Consider the following 21,412-nt stretch of genomic DNA (forward strand, 5'->3'; position numbering starts at 1 on the left):
GAAACCTACACTTGCAGTCTAGTTTTGACTAGACGTCGAGATTGCGAACGTCCAGCGCATTGTCCTCGATGAACTTACGGCGCGCTTCGACATTCTCGCCCATCAGGGTTGTGAAGATCTCTTCGCACTCGACAGCGTCTTCCAACTTCACTTCCAGAAGCGTCCGCGATTCGGCGTTCATGGTCGTGCTCCAAAGTTGATCCGGGTTCATTTCACCCAGACCCTTGTAGCGTTGGACGGCGCAATCGCGCGTACCTTCATTCTTGAGGTAGGCGATCAGTTCGCGCCAGTTGTTGATGGTCTCGCGCCGGGCGTCCTTCACCACAACAAAGGGCGGCTGGTTAAACTTCTGGGTCTGTTTCGCCAGGACGCGCAGCCGTTTGTACTCCGGCATGGAGGCGAGCTCAATGCCGACCGTGCGGTCGCCGTGCGAATCATCGTGGTAAATGATCTTGAACGCGGAGTGTTCTTCGTCCGGCTCGACGCGCGCCTTCAAGCGGGGTCCTTCCAGGACAGCCGCCACTTTGCGCAGCTCTTCCTCGTTGGCAAAATCCGTCTTGGTATCCAGGGCGAAATCAGGGTTGGCCAGCGCCTCGACCACAACGGTTTCCCGCATGCGGCGTTCCAGGCGGGTGAACAGAACCTGGAATTCGTCCAATGACATCAGGAAGTTACGGAGTTCCCCGCCTTCCAGGCGAAGCTCGCCGTCGACACCGCTCAACACATGGACGTTCTCCGTGGCGCGGCGCAGGATCTCCCGAACGAACTCTTCGTCGTTCTTGATGTACTTTTCGCTCTTGCCCTTCTTGATGCGATACAGCGGCGGTTGCGCGACATACACGTGGCCGCGGGTGATCAACTCCTGCATGTGACGGAAGAAGAAGGTCAACAGCAGGGTCCGGATGTGGCTGCCGTCGACGTCGGCGTCCGTCATCAGGATGATCTTGTGGTAGCGAAGCTTGCTGACGTCGAAATCTTCCTTGCCAATCCCCGTGCCGATGGCCGTGATCATGGCGCGGATTTCGTCGTGGCCCAGCATCTTGTCGTAGCGGGCCTTTTCGACGTTTAGAATCTTACCTTTGAGAGGCAGGATGGCCTGGTATTTACGATCGCGGCCGGTCTTCGCCGTGCCGCCGGCCGATTCGCCCTCGACCAGGAACAGTTCGCAGCGGGCGGGATCCTTCTCCTGGCAGTCGGCCAGTTTCCCGGGCAGGCCGCCGGAATCGAGCGCACCCTTGCGGCGCGTGAGTTCGCGCGCTTTGCGGGCGGCTTCGCGGGCCCGGGCCGCTTCCACGGCCTTGCCAATAATCTTCTTCATCACCGACGGATTCTTGTCGAAGAATTCGGTGAGCTTCTCGTTCACGATCGCCTGGACCAGCCCGCCGATGTCGGAATTGAGCTTGCCCTTGGTCTGGCCTTCAAACTGCGGTTGAGGCAGCTTCACGCTGACGACGGCGGTGATGCCTTCCAACACGTCGTCGCCGGAGAGATTGGCGTCCTTCACTTCCTTGAACAGCCCGGCCTGCCGGGCGCTGGCGTTCAGCGTGCGGGTGAGCGCGGTGCGGAAGCCGGTGAGGTGCGAACCGCCATCCTTCGTGTTGATGTTGTTGGCGTAGGAGAAGATCTGGTCGGAGTAGCTGTCGTTCCACTGCATCGCGATGTCGATGACGAGCGTGCCGCCATTGGGCATCTCGCGTTCACCTTCGATGCTGATGGGCTTTTCGTGTAGAACGTTCTTGCCGCGATTCAGGTGCTTGATGAACTCTGCAATGCCGCCGGAGTAGAAGAACTCATGGCCCTTGACAGGCTCGACGCGCTCGTCGGTCAGGGTGATCTTGAGGCCGCGGTTCAGAAAGGCGGTTTCGCGCAGACGGGTGGCCAGGGTGTCGAAGTTGAACTTCGTCGCCTCCATGATGGTGCCGTCGGCTTTGAACGTGATTTTTGTGCCTGTTTTGTTCGCTTTACCGGTACGGGTGAGGGGGCCTTTGGGCAGGCCGCGCTCGTAATCCTGCTCCCAGGTCGCCTTTTCCCGCCAGATTTCGAGGTGCAGCGTCTCAGACAGGGCGTTCACGCAGCTGACGCCGACGCCGTGCAGGCCGCCGGAGACTTTGTAGGTGTTGGCGTCAAACTTGCCGCCGGCATGGAGCTTCGTCATGACGATCTCCGCGGCGGACACGCCAAACTCTTCCTTGATGCCGACAGGGATCCCGCGGCCGTTGTCGACGATGGTGATGGAATCGTCGATATGAATAGTCGCCTGAATCTCAGTGCAATAGCCGGCCATGGCCTCGTCCACAGAGTTGTCGACGACTTCGTAGACCAGGTGATGCAGCCCCATCTCGCTGGTGGAGCCAATATACATGGCGGGGCGGAGGCGCACGGCCTCCAGACCCTCCAGAACCTTAATGCTGCTGGAATCGTAAGTGCCAGGAGTGCTCAAAACTGTCTAATCCTTGTTTCCACCGCTCGCATCACGGTCAGATGCGCATGGGCATCACGACATAGCGGTACTTGTAGTCAACGCCTTCGCCGGACGGAGTCAATTCTCCGGCGCTTTGCGCGTCCTTGAAGTGGAAGGCCACCTTGGCCTCGGGCACGGCGCGCAGGAACTCTAGCAGATACTGTGCATTGAAACCGATTTCGACCGTCGGGCCGCCGTATTCCACTGCCAGGCTCTCTTCCGACTCGCCGCTCTCCGAGAGCGAGGAATGAATAGTGGCTTCGTTGTCGGCGAAGCGCACTTTGATGGCGCGAGAGCGCTCATCGGAAAACTGGGCCACACGCTCAATGGAGGCGCGGAGTTCGTCCCGTTCAATGGCTACGGTATGGCTGTGGGACTTTGGCAGAACGCGTTCAAAATCGGGGAAGTTGCCGGTGAGCTTGCGGCTGATCAGCAGGCGGGCCCCAACCTGGAAGAACAGGTGGTTGTCATCGCCTGAGAAGTCGACGGCAGCGTCCTTCGTTTCGGAATCCGAAGCGAGCTTGAGAATCTCAGCCATCGCCTTCCGTGGCAGCAGCGCCTTGTAGTTCGTCTCGCTCTGCATCGGGTTCTCACATTCGACCAGGGCGAGGCGATGTCCGTCAGTGGCAACCATCGTGATGGTCTTGCCCTTCACCTGTAGTAGTGCGCCGTTGAGGGTGAAGCGAGACTCCTCCGCGGAAATGGCGAAGATCGTCTTCGAAATCATGCTGCTGAGCAGCGCGAGAGGAAGCTGAGCCAGCGGCTCCGGCATCTCGGGCAGTTCGGGGTAGCTCTCCCTCGACATACCGGCAATGCGCGTCTTGGAACGGCCGCAGGTGAGGCTGGCCCAGTGGTTGTCGCTGAACTTGACCACGACATCGGCGTCGGGCAACAGGCGGACATAGTCGAGCAGCTTCTTGGCAGGAATGGTGCCTGCCCCGGCCGACTTCACTTTGGCGGGCGTCGAACAACGGATGCCCAGTTCCAGATCCGTGGCCGTCAAGGTCAGCCGCTCACCGGAGAGCTCGAGCAGAACATTCGACAGGATTGGAATGGTGGTCTTACGCTCGACCACGCCTTGCGACAGATTCAGCTCGCGAACGAGGTCGGCTTTGCTGACGGTGAACTCCATGGAACCGTTTCCCCTTCTGGTCGGACCCTACGCCTACTGCTATCTCTCTCTCAATGAACAAGTCCTATTGCTTCTAGGATTCGTAGGACCTGTGGAAATGTAGATTTCTCTCTAAATTATACAAAACTCTGAGCCTTGACGGATCCGCGAAGTGTGAAAACTAACGTTGGAACTACCGGATCTTCCGGCAGGCCCCAAGATCCTCACAGCAGTGCAGAGGGTCTGTGGACCCGTCTCTGTGGAAAACTCAGGAAATCTAATTGAATGAATCGGATACGCTGTGGATCAGCCTGTTCAAATCGGGGTCGGACTGGCGCAGCTCCTCCACTTTGCGAATGGAATGGAGGACGGTCGTGTGGTGCTTACCCCCAAAGTGGCGTCCGATCTCAGGCAAGGAAGCGGGTGTGAGCTCCTTGCAGATGTACATGGCGACCTGGCGGGGCCGGGCGATCTCGTGGGCGTTCGTCTTCTGTTTGAGCTGCGAGGGCTGCAGGTTGTAGCGCTCGGCCACAGCCCGGACGACCGCATCGATGGTGATGCGCCGTTCCGGCCCGGGCAGAAGCTGCTTCAGCGCCTGCTGGGCCATCGGCAGATTGATGGGGATATTGGTGACGGAAGAGTATGCCAGGAGCTTGGTCCAGGCGCCTTCCAGCTCGCGGACGCTCGACTTCGTCTTGGTGGCGATGTAGATGCGGACGTCCTCGGGCAGACGGATGCCTTCCATCTCGGCCTTCTTGTCAAGAATGGCCATCTTGGTCTCGAGGTCGGGTGGTTGGACATCCACCATGAGACCCCACTCGAAGCGGGACCGCAGGCGCTCGACCAGGCCCGGGGTGTTCTTGGGCATCTGGTCGCTGCTGATCACGATCTGCTTCTGGTGGTCGTAGAGCTCATTGAAGGTGTGGAAGAACTCTTCCTGGGTGCGTTCCTTGCCGGCCAGCGAATGGATGTCGTCGATCAGCAGCGCATCGGCGGTGCGATAGTGCTGGTGGAAAGCGGCCATGCGATCGGTGCGGATGCAGTGAATCATCTCGTTCATGAACCGCTCGCCCGAGGTGTAGACCAGGCGCAGGGCGCCATGGTTGTCGATGAGCGCGCGGCCGATGGCATGGATCAGATGGGTCTTACCCATTCCGCTGCCACCGTAAATGAACAGGGGGGTTATAGCTTTTGGAAGGCGAGTTGGCCACGGCCAGGGAGGCCGCATGGGCGAACTGGTTGCAGGAACCCACCACAAACGAGGAGAACGTCAGGCGGGGGTTCAACTGGCTGTTGACCGCGGGGAATTCCGGCGCGGGTGCGGCGGCGGCCCCATTCACCGGGCGGGGCGAGTTCCGGTCCACAAGCTGCGCCGACAACGGGGCGAGCTCATAGTGGATTTCGGCGATTGGCAATCGCAAATCCCGGATCGCCGTAGCTACCTTCGGCGCATACTCACTCTCCAGCCAGATCTTGGTTACTTCGTCTGGTACAGCCACCCGTAACCTTGCACCATCCAGCTCCAGGAACTCCGTACGAGATACCCAGTTCTGGTAGGCCTCCGAGGTTAACTTGTGATGTAGCTGCTCTTTGATCGCTTCCCATGTATTTTTTTCCAACATCGAGTGACAATACTCCCACGCAATTTCCACAGAGTGGAAAGGTCGACAGAAACAGATTTATGGATTGGCTGGAGGCGACCGTTCTGTCTGGCGTCGTTGATCGGGAGTGTCCTCCCGCAGCGTACGCCGCCGCCCAAGCGAAGATCAGAATAGCACAATTCACAGGGCATCAAGCACCGCCTCTCACATATTTGTAACCGTTTAAAAACAAAGGATTATCTACGTTTGCAGGGGTTGTGGAAATCGCTCGCATTTCCGTCGGATTTTGTTCTGGAGAAGCTGCAAGCGGCTGAACGGATTGGTACTACTCGAGGCTTGGGTGGATGGGTTCGGAAGGCCGGATTTGACAGATGGAGGGTAGGCGAGCAACAATTAAAAAGTACCGGCGAGCGGGAGTAACTCAGCTGGTAGAGTGCGACCTTGCCAAGGTCGATGTCGCCGGTTCGAATCCGGTCTCCCGCTCCAATCCGCCTCCTTCTCTTCCCCCCTAATTCAGCGTAAGTTGACACTCGTCTCCCCGGCTGCGGAGAAGTCCGCTGTCACCCCGATCTTCACAAACACCGTCTGTATCGGTGTATGCGAAGAGTTCTGTTCCTCCTGGCCATCCCGCTGATTGCGGCCGCTCCGCACCTGACGGAAGAACAACGTACGGAACACCTGCTGGCCCGGGCCACTTTTGGAGCGCGGCCCGGAGATGTGGAGAAGGTTCGGCAGCTGGGTTGGAAAAAGTGGCTGGATCTGCAGTTGCATCCTGAACGGATCCAGGAGGATCCGCAGCTGGAGGAAAAGCTGCAGCCGCTGGAGTCGCTCCGGATGTCGAGCGAAGAGCTGGCAAGAACCTATCCAAGACCCAACCAGAAAAAAATTTCGCGGCGGCGGACGCTACGCGTCCGCCCCGGCCTGCTCGGCCGGGCTTCCGCATGGCGGAAGCAACAACACAACAGCGTCGGGACTATCTACTGGAGGTGGGGCCGCCGCGAGTGATCGCGTACGACCTGGGTGAGGGGAAGATCCTGCGGGCCGTCTACTCCAATCTCCAGTTGGAAGAAGTCCTGACGGACTTCTGGTTCAACCACTTCAACGTCTTCTTCGACAAGGGCGCCGATTGGTATCTGACCACATCGTACGAACGCGACGCCATCCGTCCGAACGTTCTCGGCAAATTCAAGGATCTGCTCATTGCGACCGCCAGGCACCCGGCGATGCTCTTTTATCTGGACAACTGGCAGTCCGTTGCGCCGGGCTCGCAGCCGCGTCAAAAGCAGCGTGGATTGAATGAGAATTATGCCCGGGAGCTGATGGAGCTTCACACCCTGGGGGTGGATGGAGGCTATTCGCAAAAGGACATCATCGAAGTGGCGCGCTGTTTCACCGGCTGGACGATCCGGCAGCCTCAACAGGGTGGGGCGTTTTACTTCGCGCCGCGGCTCCACGACCGGGGCGAGAAAACCGTACTTGGCGTCAAGATTGCCTCGGGCGGCGGCGAAGAAGATGGGCTCAAGGTGCTCGAGTTGCTCGCCAGACACCCCTCAACCGCGCGTTTTGTGTGCCGCGAACTCGCTTTGCGGTTCGTCAGCGACAACCCGCCGGCCGCGCTCGTCGACCGGATGGCGAAAGAGTACCTGAAAACCGACGGCGACCTGCGGGCCGTGGTCCGAACCATGTTCGAGTCCAAGGAGTTCTGGTCGGCGGAGGCTTACAAGAGCAAAATAAAATCGCCTTTAGAATTCGTCGCCAGCGCTGTTCGCGCTGGCGAAGCGAACATCACCTTCGGTTTCGGCCTCGCCCAGATCGTGGAGCGCCTGGGGCAGCCGTTGTACAAGAAGGCTGAGCCTACGGGCTACTCCAACAAGTCGGAAGAGTGGGTCAATTCGTCGGGCCTCGTGGCACGCCTGAACTTCGCCGGAGCGCTGGCTGCGAACCGCGTACCAGGGATTCAGGTCGATGCGGCAAAGTACAAGGACTCCGGCGCGGTCTGGGGTTCGCCGGAGTTTCAGAAACGTTGAAAGGGGCATAGCAATGGCAACACGACGAGTGTTTCTCAAGAGTTCCGCGCTGGCTTTGTTCGGCGTGGGTGCGGCTCCGCAATGGCTGGCGCGGGCGGCGGCCGGTCCTGAACGCAAGAAGATCCTGGTGGCGGTGCTGCAGCGCGGGGCGGCCGATGGCCTGAATATCGTGGTACCTCACGGCGACACGCGCTATGCGGAACTACGGCCTACAATCGGGATCGCACGCAACACCGTCATTGACCTCGACGGCTACTTCGGCCTGCATCCGCAGCTCGAGCCCCTGAAGGCGCTTTACGATTCGAAGCAGCTTGCCATCGTACACGCCACCGGTTCGCCGGATGCGACGCGGTCGCACTTCGACGCGCAGGATTACATGGAGAGTGGAACTCCGGGGCTGAAGTCGACCAGTGACGGCTGGATGAACCGTGCGCTGCCGCGCGAAACGAACCCATCACCGCTGCGGGCCGTGAGCGCAAGCGGGAATCTGGCGAAGACGCTACGCGGGCCGCAGGCGGCAGTGGCCATCGGCAATGTGAACGACTTCCAGGTGCGCGACAGGAAGATGGCCGGCGACTATCAGTCAATGTACGCCGCTTCGAGCGACGCGCGGCTGCAGACCGCCGGGAAAGAAACGTTCGAGGCGATGCGGATGCTGGAGTCCGTACGCCGTGCCAATCCGTCGCCGGACCATGGCGCAGTCTATCCGAAAGGCCGGCTGGGCCAGAGCCTGCATCAGGTGGCGCAGTTGGCGAAAGGCAATGTCGGACTGGAAGCGGCGTTCGCGGACATGGGCGGCTGGGATCACCACACCAACGAACTGCCGCAGATGGAGAATCAGCTCCGGGAGTTTGGCCAGGCGCTGGCGGCGTTCCACCGCGATCTGGGCGACCGCATGGAGGACGTCGTCGTGGTCACGATGTCGGAGTTTGGCCGGACCGCACGGGAAAACGGCACGCGCGGCACCGATCATGGCCATGCCAACGTGATGTTCGCGATGGGCGGCGGCATCCATGGCGGGCGCGTAGCGGGCCGATGGCCGGGTCTTGAGACCGAACAGCTCTATGAAGGCCGCGACCTCGCCGTCACCACGGACTTCCGCGATGTATTGGGCGAGGTCGTGACGGCACACCTGGGGCTCGGCGATCTGCAGACCGTGTTTCCAGGCTTCCGGCCAGGCGCCGCACCAGGCTTGTTCAGGGGTTGATGGAGTTTAAGCGGCCCGGCCCAAGGGCGGTTGTCCGGCCGGCTGGGCCGTCACGCGTACAGGCAGTTGAGTGACGGAGTGAACGGGTTTGCGCTGCTCTTCCCACGGGACCGCATAGGTGCGGAGGCATTCAGGGCAGCGATACTGGCCATTGACGGGCCACATCGGCGCGGGATGCATCACCCGGCACCACGTTGTGGCGGCCTTTTCCCAAAGTTGTGAAGACCGATCGTTCCAGGAGTGGAACATAAAGGCCCCTCCCTTCACTCCTATGGATGAGAGAGCAACCTTCGGGGTTTCATCGTCCTCGAGCGTCCCGCCGCGCGGCCCAGCGGCATATGATAGACGCATGCGACGCCGAAGCCTGTTTGCCCTGCCTGCTCTGCTGCCTGCCGCGATGGCGGCTCCGAAGACACCAGCCTTTGCCGAGAAGATCAGTGCCTTCGGGCTGCAGTGGGACGTGATCGCCGCCGCCGATTGGAAAGTCAGCGCCTCGGAGCTGGAGCTCGTGGTGCCGCGCCCGCAGGAGGCAAACCCGCGCCGGCCGGTCCAGTTTGCACTGGCGCAAACGGAGCCAATTGCGAAGTTCACGCTCGAAACCGAAGTGAAGCGCAAGCCCGGCAAGGGCTCGCTGGTGCTCGTCTACGCGTGGCAGAAGGACGGCTATTTCGATTACGTCCACCTGTCCAACGACTCGCCGGAGAAGGTGGAAGTGCACAACGGAATCTTCCATTGCTTCAATGGCGACCGCGTGCGCATCAGCCCCACCAAGGGCCCCGGGACGCTGATGACGGACGACTGGCAGAAGGTGAAGATCACCTATGACGCGTCGAAGGGCCTAGTGGAATGTTGGGTGAACGGCCAGACCTCACCCGCGCTGAAAGGCATCGACCTGAGCCTCGGCGCGGGCCGGATCGGGCTCGGCAGCTTCTTCGATACGGGTTCGTTCCGCAATTTCAAACTGACCAAGGGCTGAGCGCGACTACCACGACACCTGCTCGCCGCCGGTGAAAACGAACATGAGAATGCCGTCACCGGCCTGGTTCAGGTCGACCGGTACGAGCTTGCCATCATACGGCTTGCTGATCTTGAGAGTGGGCAGCACTGTCTTGGGATCACGGATGCCCGCGGCCCGGAGCAGATCGCCAAGGCTGCCGCCAACCGGCACGTAGAGACTGCGGTTGTTGGTCTGCACGAGGAGCTCAGGTCCAATGACCGTATCCTTGGGCACGCCGACGCAGGAGACGCCGCGCGCGGCCGCGCCGGCGCAGAAAGCCTCGGGGTTCTCGTTGAACTCCGCGGTAGCCGATTCCAGGGCGCCCTGGGATCCGGCCGCGAGAACGGCAATCCGGCGGTCCGACTGGATGCTCCATGACCGGAAGAACAGCCGCAGGTAAGTCGCATCGGCCGGCAGGTGGAGCAGTTCGGAGTCGACGGCTGTGCCCGCAGTGATAGTTCCGGCGGTATTGCTCTCTGAAGCTCCAGCAGACACTTCGACACCTCCGCGGGCGGCGGGTTTCAACAGATAGAAAGACGTCCGGTAGCCGGTCACCTGACCGTTGGTTCGAATAGGTTCGACGCCGGTCAGCCGGAACTTCGCGTCCACATCGATGTAGCCGTTCATTGCGAATTCGCCGTAGCGGAGTCGGTAGGCGGTCGCCGTGGGGATGGCGAGATTGTCGATGACCCGCTGCGCAAGCCCAGGGATCTCGATGGGCGCCAGGCAGCCGGCGGACTGCTGGCTGGCGAGGTTTGGCAGGAAGTCCTCACGGAACCAATTCCTGGCGAGTACAGTCTCGCTCGAGAGCCCCTGCGGTCCTTTGCTGTTGTCCGCGGCGACCAGCGAACCCGGAGTCGCCACGAGCGAGTCCGGCAGAGCGTGGACCCTGGCGTTGCGGCCCTTCCAGCGGAACGAGACATCGCGGGTCTCCAGGCGGCAGGCCGGTGCATTCTTCCTGGAGGATCGGGCGTTTGTGAGAGTGAAGTCCGGCCCGGGCGGGCGCGGAGGATTCAGTGTCAGGGTCCGGCCGGCGCCCACGAGCCGCCACGATTTCGCGCCTGGCTGGCGAGCCGCGCAACCGGCCAGAAGCAGCACGCCCATCGTGGCGCTTGACGCCAGAATCAGACCTGATAGTCTGCAATGCATCATACGGAGGAACCCATGGTTAGGTGTTGGACACCGCTGGTAGTGCTTTCGGTTTCCATCTGTCTGGCTCAACCCAAGGCAGTTTACTTCAAACGTGTGGCTGAGCCGAAAGAAGGCGCCTTCAGCTTTCTACTCCCGGCCGATTGGAAAGTGGCCGGCGGGGTTGTCCGCGTGAATCCGATGACGTCGGGCGGAGCGTTGAATGCGATCTCGGCCAAACTCGAGATGACGGCCTCGAGCCCGGACGGGCGGATCACGCTGCACTGGCTGCCCGAGACGATGTATATCGACTCGCGCCGCATGCCCGCGGCCGGATTGTTTCCGCAAGGCAGCAACTACAACGGCGCACTGGTCTGGCCGGTGCTGGACGCGTTCGGCTACCTGGACCAGGGCGTCTTTCGCCGCCAGCATGCGCGGGCGTCCGGGTTGCAGGTGAAAGGGCGCTATCCGTTGCCCAAGGTGGCCGAATCCTACCGGCAGTTGCTGCGGACGTCTGGAGTCCCGATCGATATGCAGTACTCCGCCGGGCTGATGGTGCTGAACTACCAGGAAGGATCGGGTCAGTGGGAGGAGGCGCTGTACACGGCCGTGCAGGATTTCGGTCCGGCGGGCGCCGGCCTGTGGAGCAACAAGGACACCTTCACCGTCCGTGCGCCGGCCGGTGAACTGGAGAAGACCGGCCCGATCGTTGCCACCATCCTGAATTCCATTGAGTTGAACCCGCGCTGGGTGGATGGTGAGATCCGCGGCCAGGTGCAGCGCAACGAAATCGCCATTCGAACCCAACAGGACATCGCCCGGCTGGACCGCGAGATTGTGGAGCACCGGCGGCGAACGAATGCCGAAATCAACAATCAGATGTATCACACGCTGATGGGCACGGAAGAGTATGTGAATCCGATCACGCGCAAGGTGGAGACAGGCTCGAATGCCTGGAACCACCGCTGGGTGAACGAGCGCGGCGAAGCGGTCTACAGCAACGACCCGAACTACGATCCGAAGCAGAACGGATTGGAGGGATTCCAGCGCAGCCCGGTCCGCAAACGATTTCCCGACCGGTAGGGCGCTGCTATCCTGGTACTTTCCCTGGCATGTTCCTCAAAATACTGTCGCACCCTGTCTTTGTCCAACTGAACTTCCATATGCCGATCGTGGTGGATCTCACGCATCCCCTCGTTCTGCTGACCGGTGAGAACGGCTGCGGCAAGTCGACGCTGTTGCACTCCATCTACTACGCCCTGCAGGGCGAACAGATTGAGGGCTACATCTACCGCTTCGAAAAGCAGGTGGAAGCGCCGAAGATCTTCCTGTTCGACGCGGAACAGCACAATCCGCGGATGCACCCTGAGCTGTTTGAAGGGAATCCGCAAATGCAGGAGTTCATCCAGGCGGCGAGCCACGGGCAGGTGATGCTGTCGATGTTCCGGGAGACGTTTCCGGCGCTGCCGGAGGGCACCATTCTGCTGCTGGACGAGCCGGAGATGGCGTTGTCGGTTTCCAACCAGCGCCGCATCCTCAAGATGCTGATGGAGTTGGTGCAGGAGAAGAAGTTCCGCATCATCTGCGCGACGCATTCCCCCACGCTGATCGATGCTCCGGAGACCTATGTGATCAACCTGGACAACCACATCAACAAGAATGTGGCGAGCACGGACATGGGGATTCAGGGTTCCAGCACGATCCAGTAAGGTTGGCAGTGCATGGTGCGTGAAACGCTGCTGGACTATTTCCGCACGGTCGCGGAGCTGGAAGGCGAATACCTCGTATACGATGACGGCTTCCGGCCGCGCGCGTACAGCTATTCCGGGCTGGCCCGCGCGGCCCGCAACTTCGCGGCGAAACTGCAGGCGGCGGGGATCGGCAGCGGCGACCGCATCATCCTCTGGAGCGAGAACCGGCCCGCGTGGGTAGCGGCCTTCTGGGGCTGCGTCCTGCGCGGTGTGGCCGTCGCCCCGATTGACGAGCACCATTCAGCGGAGTTCCTGGAGCGCGTGATGCGCATCACCTCGGCGAAGGCGATTGCCGCCGGAGACGAAGTGAAACTGCCGGTTCTGGAAGGTGGACCGCCGGTGTGGCGGTTGTCGGAACTCGACTGGAAGTCCGGCGACGCTCGGTTTGACGAAATCGAAGCCAAGCCCGACGACATCGCGGAGATCCTGTTCACGTCCGGCGCGACGGCCGAACCCAAAGGCGTGATCATCACGCACCGCAACATCCTGGCAAACATCGTGCCGGTGGAGCGCGAGGTGCTGAAGTATCGCAAGTATGCGCGTCCGTTCTCGCCCATCCGTTTCCTGAACCTGCTGCCGCTGAGCCACATGTTCGGTCAGGCGATGGCAATCTTCATCCCACCCATGATTTCGGGGACGGTGATCTTCCAGCGCAGCCAGGATCCGCGTGAGATCGTGCGGCAGATCAAGTCGCGCAAGATCTCGGTCCTGGTGTCGGTGCCGAAGATCCTGGATGTGCTGAAGGAGTATCTGAAAGGCGTGGCGCCGGATACGGCGCAGAACGCTCCGGCAGGCGAGAAGTTCTGGTGGCGCTGGTGGCGCTACCGCCGGGCGCACCGGCTGTTCGGCAACAAGTTCTGGAGCTTCGTCGTAGGCGGCGCAGCGCTGGATCCGGGGCTGGAGGAGTTCTGGGGCAATCTCGGCTGGGCCGTGATCCAAGGCTACGGCCTGACCGAAGCGGCTCCGATTGTCACGCTCAACCACCCATTCCACTCGCGGCGCGGTACGGTGGGCAAGCCCATCGCCGGTGTCCAGATCCGCATTGCCGACGATGGCGAGGTGCTGGTGCGCGGCGGCAACGTGACATCGGGCTACTTCAACAACCCCGAGGCCACGGCTGAGGCTTTCGAGAATGGCTGGTTCCACACAGGCGACATCGGCGAACTGGACGACTCCGGCCGGCTGATGATCAAGGGCCGCAAGAAAGAGATGATCGTGCTGCCCGACGGGCGGAACGTCTTCCCCGAAGACGTGGAGCGAGTATTGAACGGGATCGCCGGCGTGAAGGAAAGCGCGGTCATCGGTTTGAAGGCGGAAAGTGGAGAGCGGGTCCACGCTGCGATCGTGCTGGAGCCCGCGGCGCGCGCCGAACAGGTGATCGCACAGGCCAACGGGGCATTGGAAGAGCATCAGAAGGTACGCAGCTATACCGTCTGGAGCGAACCCCAGTTGCCGCGCACAGAGGGTACACGCAAATTGCGGCGGCGCGAGATTCGCGGCCGATTGAGCGGTGAGGCGCGCCAGACGGGTCCCGGCAAAGATGCGACGGGGATGGAAGCGCTGCTGGGTAAGTGGACGACCGGCCGCGAAGTCAGCGCGGGTACGTCGTTGGATGACCTGGGTTTGTCCTCGCTGGACCGCGTTGAACTGCTGGTGGCTTTGGAGCGGGAACTCGGCGCGCCGGTAGACGAGAAGGCGTTTTCGAACGCCAAGACCATCGCGGATCTGGAAGCGCTGAAGTCGGCGCCGGCTGGTTCCTCCGGACCGGCGGAGGTGATGGACTTCCCCACCTGGAACCGGTCGAAGTGGGCGCTCTGGTCGCGCATCTTCCATCTGAACGTGTGGCTGCTGAACCTGGCGCGGATCTTTGCCTGGGTGCGCGTGGAAGGCCGCCAGAATCTGCGCGAGATCGATGGGCCCGTGATTTTCGCCTCCAACCACCAGGGCTATTTCGATGCGCCAATCCTCTTCATGGCCATGCCGTGGAAGTGGCGCCACAAACTCGCTCCCGCCATGCGCAAGGAGTTCTTCGACGCGCATTACCATCCGGAGCGCCACAGCCTGTTTTCGAGGCTGACCAGCAATCTCAATTACTACCTCTCGTGCCTGATGTTCAACGCGCTGCCCATCCCGCAAAAGGAAGCCGGCACACGCCAGACGCTGCGCTACATCGGTGAGATGGTGGAAGAGGGTTGGTGTCCCCTGATCTTCCCGGAGGGGAAGCACAGCTACGACGATTCTGTAGGACATTTCCAGGCTGGCGCGGCCATGATGGCTTCGCGACTGAAGGTTCCGGTGGTGCCCGTTCGGATCCATGGTTCCAACCGTGTGCTGCATCCGACATGGTCATTCCCCAGGCCCGGTTTTGTCCGGGTGGTGATCGGCAAACCGATCCGGCTCGATGGAGACGACTATCTCGAATTGAGCAAACAACTTGAAGAACGCATTAAGTCCATGTAATATTTTGAAACCATGAGGAGGAAGACGCCCGCGATACTTGTGCTGGTACTCTGCGGGTTGTCGCTCACTCTTCCCGGCCAGATGGACCGCCGGTCCGCGGCGATGTCATACGAGCGCGGGGTTCGTGCAGAGGCGGCCGGCAAACTGGACGAAGCCGCCGAGCGTTACTCCGAAGTCCTGTCAGCTGACCCACGTTCATCCGGGGCACTCCGGCGCCGCGGGGTCATCTACTACAAATTAGGCAAGTTCCAAGAGGCGGCGACAGATTTGAGCCTCGCCGCGGAGCTCACTCCAAACGATGTTGAGGTGCTGCGCTACCTGGGAGAGTCCCGTTTGGCCTTGCAGCAGTACCCCGATGCGGCCGCGGTCCTGCAGCGCGTCCTGGAGGTCCGCCCCGAAGGCTCGGCGGTCTACCGCAGTCTGGCGGAGGCCTATGCGGGGATGGGTAACATCCCCAAGGCTCTGAATGCCTATACAGAGTGCATCCGCCTCAAGATTGACAATCCCGAATCGTATTTCGAGCGAGGCAAGCTGTACGCAAAGGCGGCCAAGTACCGCGACGCGGTCGAGGACTATGACCGGGCGATTGCTCTGAAGCCGGATTATGCGGACGTCTATTTTGAGCGCGGACATGCGCAGGGCCAATTAGGGTACTTCGAGAAGGCAGTAGCCGATTTCACCAGGGCACTGGAACTGCATCCGGAAGCCGGCTGGACGGACCGGGCGACGGCCTACATGTACCGCGCCGCCGCGCGGGAGACCCTGGGGAAGAATGACGACGCTTTGCAGGACTATGCCGCCTCCCTGAAGGCCAATCCGCAGAATGCCCGAGCCCTGTTAGCGAGGGCGGACCTGATGGTGCGGCAAGGCCGGCCGAAGGAAGCCCTGGAAGATCGAAACCAAGCGGTGGAAGTGGATCCGACGAGCGCAATGGCGTACATCGCGCGCGGCGGCAGCTACCATTCCATGGGCGAGCACCAGAAGGGGTTGGCTGATCGCACGAAGGCGATCGATCTCGATCCGAATAACGCCCTGGGTTGGTATTCCAGAGGCAGCGCCTACTACCTCCTAAAGGATTACGCGGCCGCCCTCGCGGATCTCGAGACGGCTGAGCGGCTGGACCCATCGAACACCGAGATCCACGATGTGGCTGCCAAGGCCCGTCGAGAACTGGCGGCGGATAAGGAAGCCAAGGCTGCGGCCTTGCGGGCGAGTGCGACGGCGGCCGAGGCTCCTCCCCCGCCGGCGCCTGCTCCGGTTGCCAAGGTGCCGCCCACCCTGGCGGCGGTTCCTCCGGCGCCCGCTGAGCCCAAACTCCAGCCTGCCGCTCCGGCCCCGGTTGCCATCCGGCCCCCGACACCCGCACCGGCGGCGGCGCCTGCCGGCAGCGCCGAATCGCATCACGCCGCCGGCCGGGCTCTGCTACAGGCCAGCAAATTCAGGGAAGCGATCAGTGAACTGACGCTGGCCTTGGAGATGAACCCAAAGTTGCCGCTGGCGTGGAATGCACGCGGCTACGCCTACATGCGGCTGGCCGAGTGGGAGAAGGCCGTGGCCGATTTCGACCGGGCGCTGAGCCTCAATCCCAACTATGCGAATGCCCAACAGAACCGGAACGCCGCGTCGGGCCACCTCAAGAAGTAGCGCGCTTATAGACCTCCATCGTGAAACAGCCGGCCGCACTGGCCCCGCCATCCAAATGCAGAACCTGGCCGGTCATATAGCCCGAGGCTGGGGAAAGCAGGTAGAGCGCAAGTTCCGCCACCTCCGCGGCTTCCGCCATGCGCTGCATCGGAATCGTGCGGCAGCGTTCGGCCAGTTTCTCGGGGCCGTAGAGATGCTCCATCATGTCGTTCCAGACGGGTCCAGGAGCGATGCAGTTGACGGAGATCTTGTGTTGCGCAAGTTCCACCGCCATCACCCGGGTGAGCGCCTCGACTCCGGCTTTCACGGACGAGTAGGCGGTGAAGCCAAACTGGCCGAACGAGGCGGCAATGCTCGAAATATTAAGAATGCGGCCGCCCCCGGCTTGCGCCATGACCCGGGCCGCCGCTTGAGCGCAATAGAAAGCGCCGCTGAGGTGGATGTCCAGGAGCCGTTTCCACACAGTCGCCTCGAACTCGAGAAACGGCTGCATCTTCACTACACCCGCATTATTCACCAGGATGTCGAGGCGTCCAAATTTCTTGACTGCAAAGTCCATTAAGGCGATAGCGGTAGGTTGGTCAGCGATATCCCCTAGAAAGACGGCGGAGTTCGGCCCGCAGGCCTGCCGAACCTCTTCGGCCCTCTCGGCATCCATGCCGTGCACGACGACACGGCAGCCCTCGGCGGCAAACCGTATAGCCATTTCGCGGCCCAAACCTTTGGTAGAACCTGTGACGACCGCCACCTGTTGATCCAGTCTCATGGAGCATTGATATCACACCGGGGACTCTGGTTTGAAGCCTCAGGTTTGGCGAAGAAAAATCAAAGATGGGATTGGGCCGAGCCGTTCATTTCTGTTTAATGTGAATACTCCGTAACAACGGATCACTAAGTGGTCAAGTTACGCGGGAGGAGCGGTCCCGAGTGACAGAATGGATGCGCAACTGTAACGCAATCGCAGATTCGGTCTGCTATTCTCATAGATGTTGAGTCTTCAGGGAAGGAAAGCTCTGTTCGAACAAGGTCACGCGAACGGCTTGTTGTTCAGGCACTGGCGTGAACTGTCGTCTCTAGCTACGAGGACCGCCTGGGAAAACCGTGACGTTCCCCCGCAGGCGGAGTGCAATCCACCATCCACCGGCTGTAGTGCGCAGTTTACCTTACCCCGTTACAGCAATTGGGAGATTCCGATATGAAAATAAGAATATTTTTCCTCTCGGTCGTACTGGTCCTGGCGGCAACCTCCGCCTGGGCTCAGGCCGTCGCGGGATTGGCTGGTGTTTCTGGCAGTGTCCGTGACGAGTCAGGCTCTGCCGTCCCGGGCGCGAGTGTGATCGTTTCGAACGATTCCTTGGGTATCCGCCGCACAATGGACACGAATGAATCGGGCGCCTTCAGCGCTCCTTCGCTGCCGCCGGCGACCGGTTACGCCGTCTCGGTCAAGAAGCAGGGGTTTGCACTGCGGGAAGTCAAGAACTTCCAGCTGCAAGTGGGTGCAACCCAGAGCTTCAACGTGACCCTTTCGGTGGCCACCACGGCGACGACCGTGGAAGTCACCTCGGCCGCGCCTCTGGTGTCCGACACGAACGTGGGCGTTTCTCAGGTGGTGGGCCAGTCGCAGATCGACAACCTGCCCATCAACGGCCGGCGCGTTGACTCTTTCGTACTGCTGACACCCGCTGTCGTAAACGATGGCACCTTTGGACTGGTCGCATTTCGCGGCATCGCCATGGGCAACGCGTTCCTGACGGATGGCAACGATACAACAAACAGCTTCTATAACGAGAACGCCGGCCGCACCCGCATCTCCACCCAGATCTCCCAGGATGCCGTGCAGGAATTCCAGGTTCTCTCGAACGGTTTCTCGGCCGAGTTTGGCCGCGCGATGGGCGGCGTCATTAATACAGTGACGCGCAGTGGAACGAACGCCACGCACGGAACGGCCTACTGGTTCTTCCGCAACCGGACGCTGAATGCGACCGACCGCTATGCGAACGGTCTGAACGCTCCGGAATGGCGGCATCAGGCCGGCGCCAGCCTGGGCGGCGCTCTTAAGAAGGATAAGCTGTTCTACTTCGGCAACTTCGAGACGGTGAAGCGCAACTTCCCGGGTCAGAACCGTATCGTCAACAACAATCTGACGGATGGCACTGGCAATTTCATCCCGGCGTCCAACTGTAAGATCGACCCCCTTAACGGGCCTACCGCCGAACAGTGCACCGCAGCCACCAACTTCATTCAGAAGCAGATGAACGTACTGGTGCCCCGCACCGTGAGCTCCGTAATGGGCTTTGCGAAGCTGGACTACCGCCCCAACGACAAAGACTCGTTCAGCATCAGTCTGAATGCGATGCACTGGCGCTCGCCCTATGGCATCCAGACCCAGGCCGTTCTCACGAACGGCAATATGCTCGGCAACAACGGTAACTCGACCGTGGAAACCCGCTACGGTAAGGCTTCCTGGACGCGCATCGTAACTCCAAACCTCGTGAACGAAGTGCGCTATGGCTGGTTCAAGGACCGTCTGTCCGATCCCGGTGCTTCCGACCTGTGGCCCGAGACCGGCGGCGTGTACATCACCGTGGCCGGGTCTACTGTCGGCGCTGCCCAGGCTTATCCCCGCACCTACCCCAGCGAAATGCGCCACCAGTTGGTCGACAACTTGAGCTGGACCTATGGTAGCCACTCCTTGAAGTTCGGGTTGGATTTCCAGACTACGGAAGACTGGATGAACCAGTTGTATAACGCTAACGGAGGTTACAGTTACGCGAACCTCACCGCTTTCGCGAAGGACTTCTCGGGCCCCAGGTCAGCCACTCCGAACTACTCCACGTTCACGCAGGCCTTCGGCAACCCGATCCACACTCTCCGTACTTCCGACATCAATGCATATATCCAGGACGTCTGGAGGTTGAACAGGAAGCTGACCCTCAGCTACGGCCTGCGCTACGAGAAGGCCTTCCTGCCGCAGCCGACAATGACCAACGCAACATGGCGTCAGACCGGGTCTGTGCCATCGTCGAATCTGAACTTCGCCCCACGCTTCAGCCTGGCTTACAACCTGACCGAGAAGACTGTGGTCCGAGCCGGCTACGGTATCTTCTACGCTCGTATGCACGGCAACATGCTTGACACGCTATTCCTGGGGAATGGCCTTTATCAAACCTCCATTTCCATTAACAGCAATCAGGCCGGGGCTCCGTTTTTCCCCAACATCCTGTCCAGCTCCACCGGACTTCCGGCCGGGACTGTCGGGTTGGCGCTCGCTGCCACCGGACTACACAATCCCTATTCTCAGCAAGGTAATTTCAGCATCGAGCGCCAGTTAGGCAAAGACCTGGGCTTGACCGCGAACTACATCTGGAGCCGGGGTATCGGAATCTTCACGCAGCGGGACCTGAACCTCGGCGCGCCCGGGCCGACGGTGACTTACAAGATCCAGGATGCAGCCAAAAATGTAGTCGGGGAGTTCCGGACTGTCACCTATCTTTCCGCAAACAAGGTGGATAAGAATTACGGCAAGATCCTGCAGGTGGAGAACGGAGGCCAATCCTGGTACAACGCCCTGGCCCTGCAACTGCAGAAGCGCATGTCGCATGGCCTGACCGCCCAGGTTTCGTATACGTGGTCACATGCCATCGACAACGCGAACCAGCAGGGTGCGAGCAATAACATCAGCTCATCTTTCGTCAACTCCACGTACCCTGGCGATTACGCCGGTGACAAGGGCACCTCCAGTTTGGATCAGCGCCACCGCGTGGTGATCAACTGGCTGTGGGCGCCTACCTTTGCGAAGAACAGCTCGGCCTTCAACCGCTTCCTAGTCAACGGCTGGGAGCTCTCTTCCATCACGACCATGGCCTCCTCGCAGCCCACTACCGGCACGGTTACGTTCTCGGGCAGCACCAGTAGCCAGTTCTCAGGCGTGGTTCTTGCTTACACCACGCTGAACGGTTCCGGCGGCTGGAACCGTGTACCGTTCCTGCCGACGGGCAACATCGACATCGACCGCGTGTTCCGAGTGGATGCGCGCATCGTGCGGTCGCTGCCGTTCTCTGAGCGGGTCAAGGCGAACCTGATGTTCGAAGCGTTCAACGCTTTCAACACTCAATACAACACGGCCGTGAATGTTGCTTCCTACACGGCGACCGGGGGTGTCCTGAGCCCGATCGCCAACGTGGGCACCGGCACGCAGTCGCAAGGGTTCCCGGACGGAACCAATGCGCGCCGCATGCAGGTCGCGTTCCGCCTGAACTTCTAAGGCAGGCCGGATCGCGCTATACTGGACAATTGGCGGACCCGCGCTCCACTCGGGGCGCGGGTTCTTTTCTTTAGGAATACCCGAATGATTATCCTGTTCACCATCGTGCACGTGATCGTGTGTCTGTTCCTGGTCATTGTTGTATTGCTGCAGAGCGGCAAGGCGGCCGATCTGGCCGGTGCGTTCGGCGGCATGGGTTCGCAGACGGCGTTTGGCCCGCGCGGCGCGGCCACCGTCCTGTCGAAAGCCACGACGATCTCCGCGGCTCTCTTCATGGTCACCTCTTTGACGTTGTCGGTGCTCTACACGCGAGCGGGCGGCGGCTCGACCGGCACCTCCGTGCTGGAGAAGGCTCCGATTACCCAGACGGCCCCGGCACCCAAACAGGCGGCTCCGGCTCCGCAGGCGCCCATCAAGGTCGACCTGCAGACCCAGGACGGCAAGACGGTGTCGACGCAGGAGATCCCGCTTCCCAACGCGCCGAAGTCCGCGCCCGCGCAGACTCCCGCGGCGCCGAAGAAGTAGTCGCCAACCCAAGGGGGTTCGGCGTATAATTGAGTTTTGCCAAAGGGTTTGGAAGCAGTTTCAGACCCAGCAATGCGGTCGTGGCGGAATTGGCAGACGCACTAGCTTGAGGTGCTAGCGGGAGCAATCTCGTGGAGGTTCAAGTCCTCTCGACCGCACCAGTTTCAATGAGTTACAGCCAGCGGCAGTTGGCGTGACGCACTAGTTCGAGCATCGACGATGCGTTTTTTGGGCGA

General features: G+C 60.9%; 16 protein-coding genes and 2 tRNA genes. 12 read left to right on the forward strand and 6 right to left on the reverse strand.

All coding sequences use genetic code 11. From position 1 onward, the window contains the following. Window positions 1-28: 28 nt before the first annotated feature. The 4 genes from gyrB to IRI77_RS38405 form a co-directional block, all read right to left on the reverse strand. The gene (gene gyrB, locus IRI77_RS23825; protein WP_194447504.1) at window positions 29-2,440 is read right to left on the reverse strand and encodes a DNA topoisomerase (ATP-hydrolyzing) subunit B; all 2,412 of its coding nucleotides are present in this window, start codon (window positions 2,438-2,440) and stop codon (window positions 29-31) included. Window positions 2,441-2,477: 37 nt separating this feature from the next. Continuing rightward, window positions 2,478-3,593: a DNA polymerase III subunit beta gene (gene dnaN / locus IRI77_RS23830; protein ID WP_194447505.1), complete on the reverse strand. Its 1,116-nt coding sequence runs from the start codon at window positions 3,591-3,593 to the stop codon at window positions 2,478-2,480. 256 nt (window positions 3,594-3,849) lie between these two features. After that, window positions 3,850-4,725, reverse strand: a complete 876-nt coding sequence (gene dnaA / locus IRI77_RS23835) for a chromosomal replication initiator protein DnaA (RefSeq protein WP_267239328.1) — start codon at window positions 4,723-4,725, stop codon at window positions 3,850-3,852. After that, window positions 4,718-5,194 (reverse strand): DnaA N-terminal domain-containing protein, encoded by a 477-nt coding sequence (locus IRI77_RS38405; RefSeq protein WP_267239329.1) that lies wholly within the window; start codon window positions 5,192-5,194, stop codon window positions 4,718-4,720. The genes dnaA and IRI77_RS38405 overlap by 8 nt, the downstream gene beginning before the upstream one ends. Window positions 5,195-5,583: 389 nt before the next feature. On the opposite strand from IRI77_RS38405, the gene IRI77_RS23840 reads away from it, so the two are divergent. The 5 genes from IRI77_RS23840 (at window position 5,584) to IRI77_RS23860 (ending at window position 9,383) form a co-directional block, all read left to right on the forward strand. Beyond that, a tRNA-Gly gene (locus IRI77_RS23840) sits at window positions 5,584-5,659 on the forward strand. 111 nt (window positions 5,660-5,770) lie between these two features. Then, complete coding sequence (locus tag IRI77_RS38410; RefSeq protein WP_194447506.1) at window positions 5,771-6,178, forward strand: DUF1800 family protein; 408 nt, start codon at window positions 5,771-5,773, stop codon at window positions 6,176-6,178. After that, window positions 6,175-7,200 carry a DUF1800 domain-containing protein gene (locus tag IRI77_RS23850; RefSeq protein WP_194447507.1) on the forward strand — a complete coding sequence of 342 codons (1,026 nt, stop codon included), beginning with the start codon at window positions 6,175-6,177 and terminating at the stop codon, window positions 7,198-7,200. The genes IRI77_RS38410 and IRI77_RS23850 overlap by 4 nt, the downstream gene beginning before the upstream one ends. A 13-nt stretch (window positions 7,201-7,213) precedes the next feature. Continuing rightward, window positions 7,214-8,407 (forward strand): DUF1501 domain-containing protein, encoded by a 1,194-nt coding sequence (locus tag IRI77_RS23855; RefSeq protein WP_194447508.1) that lies wholly within the window; start codon window positions 7,214-7,216, stop codon window positions 8,405-8,407. A gap of 349 nt (window positions 8,408-8,756) precedes the next feature. Continuing rightward, window positions 8,757-9,383 carry a hypothetical protein gene (locus IRI77_RS23860; RefSeq protein WP_194447509.1) on the forward strand — a complete coding sequence of 209 codons (627 nt, stop codon included), beginning with the start codon at window positions 8,757-8,759 and terminating at the stop codon, window positions 9,381-9,383. Between the two features lie 6 nt (window positions 9,384-9,389). Here the strand turns inward: IRI77_RS23860 and IRI77_RS23865 are convergent, their stop codons facing one another. Next, a complete protein-coding gene (locus IRI77_RS23865) occupies window positions 9,390-10,508 on the reverse strand; it encodes a hypothetical protein (protein ID WP_194447510.1) in 1,119 nt (372 codons plus the stop codon). A gap of 60 nt (window positions 10,509-10,568) precedes the next feature. Between IRI77_RS23865 and IRI77_RS23870 the strand changes: the two genes are divergently transcribed. Genes IRI77_RS23870 through IRI77_RS23885 form a run of 4 tightly spaced genes read left to right on the forward strand, consistent with a single transcriptional unit; the run spans window position 10,569 to window position 16,387 of the window. After that, window positions 10,569-11,615, forward strand: a complete 1,047-nt coding sequence (locus IRI77_RS23870; protein ID WP_194447511.1) for a hypothetical protein — start codon at window positions 10,569-10,571, stop codon at window positions 11,613-11,615. 29 nt (window positions 11,616-11,644) lie between these two features. Continuing rightward, entirely contained in the window at window positions 11,645-12,241 is a 597-nt protein-coding gene (locus tag IRI77_RS23875) for an AAA family ATPase (RefSeq protein ID WP_194447512.1), read from the forward strand. A gap of 12 nt (window positions 12,242-12,253) precedes the next feature. After that, window positions 12,254-14,743: an AMP-binding protein gene (locus tag IRI77_RS23880; protein ID WP_194447513.1), complete on the forward strand. Its 2,490-nt coding sequence runs from the start codon at window positions 12,254-12,256 to the stop codon at window positions 14,741-14,743. Window positions 14,744-14,755: 12 nt separating this feature from the next. Continuing rightward, window positions 14,756-16,387 carry a tetratricopeptide repeat protein gene (locus tag IRI77_RS23885; RefSeq protein ID WP_194447514.1) on the forward strand — a complete coding sequence of 544 codons (1,632 nt, stop codon included), beginning with the start codon at window positions 14,756-14,758 and terminating at the stop codon, window positions 16,385-16,387. Here IRI77_RS23885 and IRI77_RS23890 read toward each other — a convergent pair. Then, complete coding sequence (locus IRI77_RS23890; protein WP_194447515.1) at window positions 16,377-17,153, reverse strand: SDR family NAD(P)-dependent oxidoreductase; 777 nt, start codon at window positions 17,151-17,153, stop codon at window positions 16,377-16,379. The genes IRI77_RS23885 and IRI77_RS23890 overlap by 11 nt on opposite strands. A gap of 429 nt (window positions 17,154-17,582) precedes the next feature. On the opposite strand from IRI77_RS23890, the gene IRI77_RS23895 reads away from it, so the two are divergent. The 3 genes from IRI77_RS23895 to IRI77_RS23905 all read left to right on the forward strand — a co-directional run bounded on the left by IRI77_RS23895 (window position 17,583) and on the right by IRI77_RS23905 (window position 21,337). Next, window positions 17,583-20,651, forward strand: a complete 3,069-nt coding sequence (locus tag IRI77_RS23895; RefSeq protein ID WP_194447516.1) for a TonB-dependent receptor — start codon at window positions 17,583-17,585, stop codon at window positions 20,649-20,651. 84 nt (window positions 20,652-20,735) lie between these two features. Next, window positions 20,736-21,176 carry a preprotein translocase subunit SecG gene (secG, locus tag IRI77_RS23900; protein ID WP_194447517.1) on the forward strand — a complete coding sequence of 147 codons (441 nt, stop codon included), beginning with the start codon at window positions 20,736-20,738 and terminating at the stop codon, window positions 21,174-21,176. Window positions 21,177-21,250: 74 nt separating this feature from the next. Next, window positions 21,251-21,337, forward strand: a tRNA-Leu gene (locus IRI77_RS23905). Window positions 21,338-21,412: the final 75 nt, after the last annotated feature.

It is taken from the genome of Paludibaculum fermentans, assembly GCF_015277775.1.
In the GTDB taxonomy this organism is placed as follows: domain Bacteria; phylum Acidobacteriota; class Terriglobia; order Bryobacterales; family Bryobacteraceae; genus Paludibaculum; species Paludibaculum fermentans.

Bases quoted from the DNA above. Each gene is read 5' to 3' on its own strand.
- dnaN (WP_194447505.1), bottom strand. From the start codon at position 3,593: ATGGAGTTCACCGTCAGCAAAGCCGACCTCGTTCGCGAGCTGAATCTG.
- dnaA (WP_267239328.1), bottom strand. From the start codon at position 4,725: ATGGGTAAGACCCATCTGATCCATGCCATCGGCCGCGCGCTCATCGAC.
- IRI77_RS38405 (WP_267239329.1), bottom strand. From the start codon at position 5,194: ATGTTGGAAAAAAATACATGGGAAGCGATCAAAGAGCAGCTACATCAC.
- IRI77_RS38410 (WP_194447506.1), top strand. From the start codon at position 5,771: ATGCGAAGAGTTCTGTTCCTCCTGGCCATCCCGCTGATTGCGGCCGCT.
- IRI77_RS23855 (WP_194447508.1), top strand. From the start codon at position 7,214: ATGGCAACACGACGAGTGTTTCTCAAGAGTTCCGCGCTGGCTTTGTTC.
- IRI77_RS23860 (WP_194447509.1), top strand. From the start codon at position 8,757: ATGCGACGCCGAAGCCTGTTTGCCCTGCCTGCTCTGCTGCCTGCCGCG.
- IRI77_RS23865 (WP_194447510.1), bottom strand. From the start codon at position 10,508: ATGGGCGTGCTGCTTCTGGCCGGTTGCGCGGCTCGCCAGCCAGGCGCG.
- IRI77_RS23870 (WP_194447511.1), top strand. From the start codon at position 10,569: ATGGTTAGGTGTTGGACACCGCTGGTAGTGCTTTCGGTTTCCATCTGT.
- IRI77_RS23875 (WP_194447512.1), top strand. From the start codon at position 11,645: ATGTTCCTCAAAATACTGTCGCACCCTGTCTTTGTCCAACTGAACTTC.
- IRI77_RS23880 (WP_194447513.1), top strand. From the start codon at position 12,254: ATGGTGCGTGAAACGCTGCTGGACTATTTCCGCACGGTCGCGGAGCTG.
- IRI77_RS23885 (WP_194447514.1), top strand. From the start codon at position 14,756: ATGAGGAGGAAGACGCCCGCGATACTTGTGCTGGTACTCTGCGGGTTG.
- IRI77_RS23890 (WP_194447515.1), bottom strand. From the start codon at position 17,153: ATGAGACTGGATCAACAGGTGGCGGTCGTCACAGGTTCTACCAAAGGT.
- IRI77_RS23895 (WP_194447516.1), top strand. From the start codon at position 17,583: ATGAAAATAAGAATATTTTTCCTCTCGGTCGTACTGGTCCTGGCGGCA.
- secG (WP_194447517.1), top strand. From the start codon at position 20,736: ATGATTATCCTGTTCACCATCGTGCACGTGATCGTGTGTCTGTTCCTG.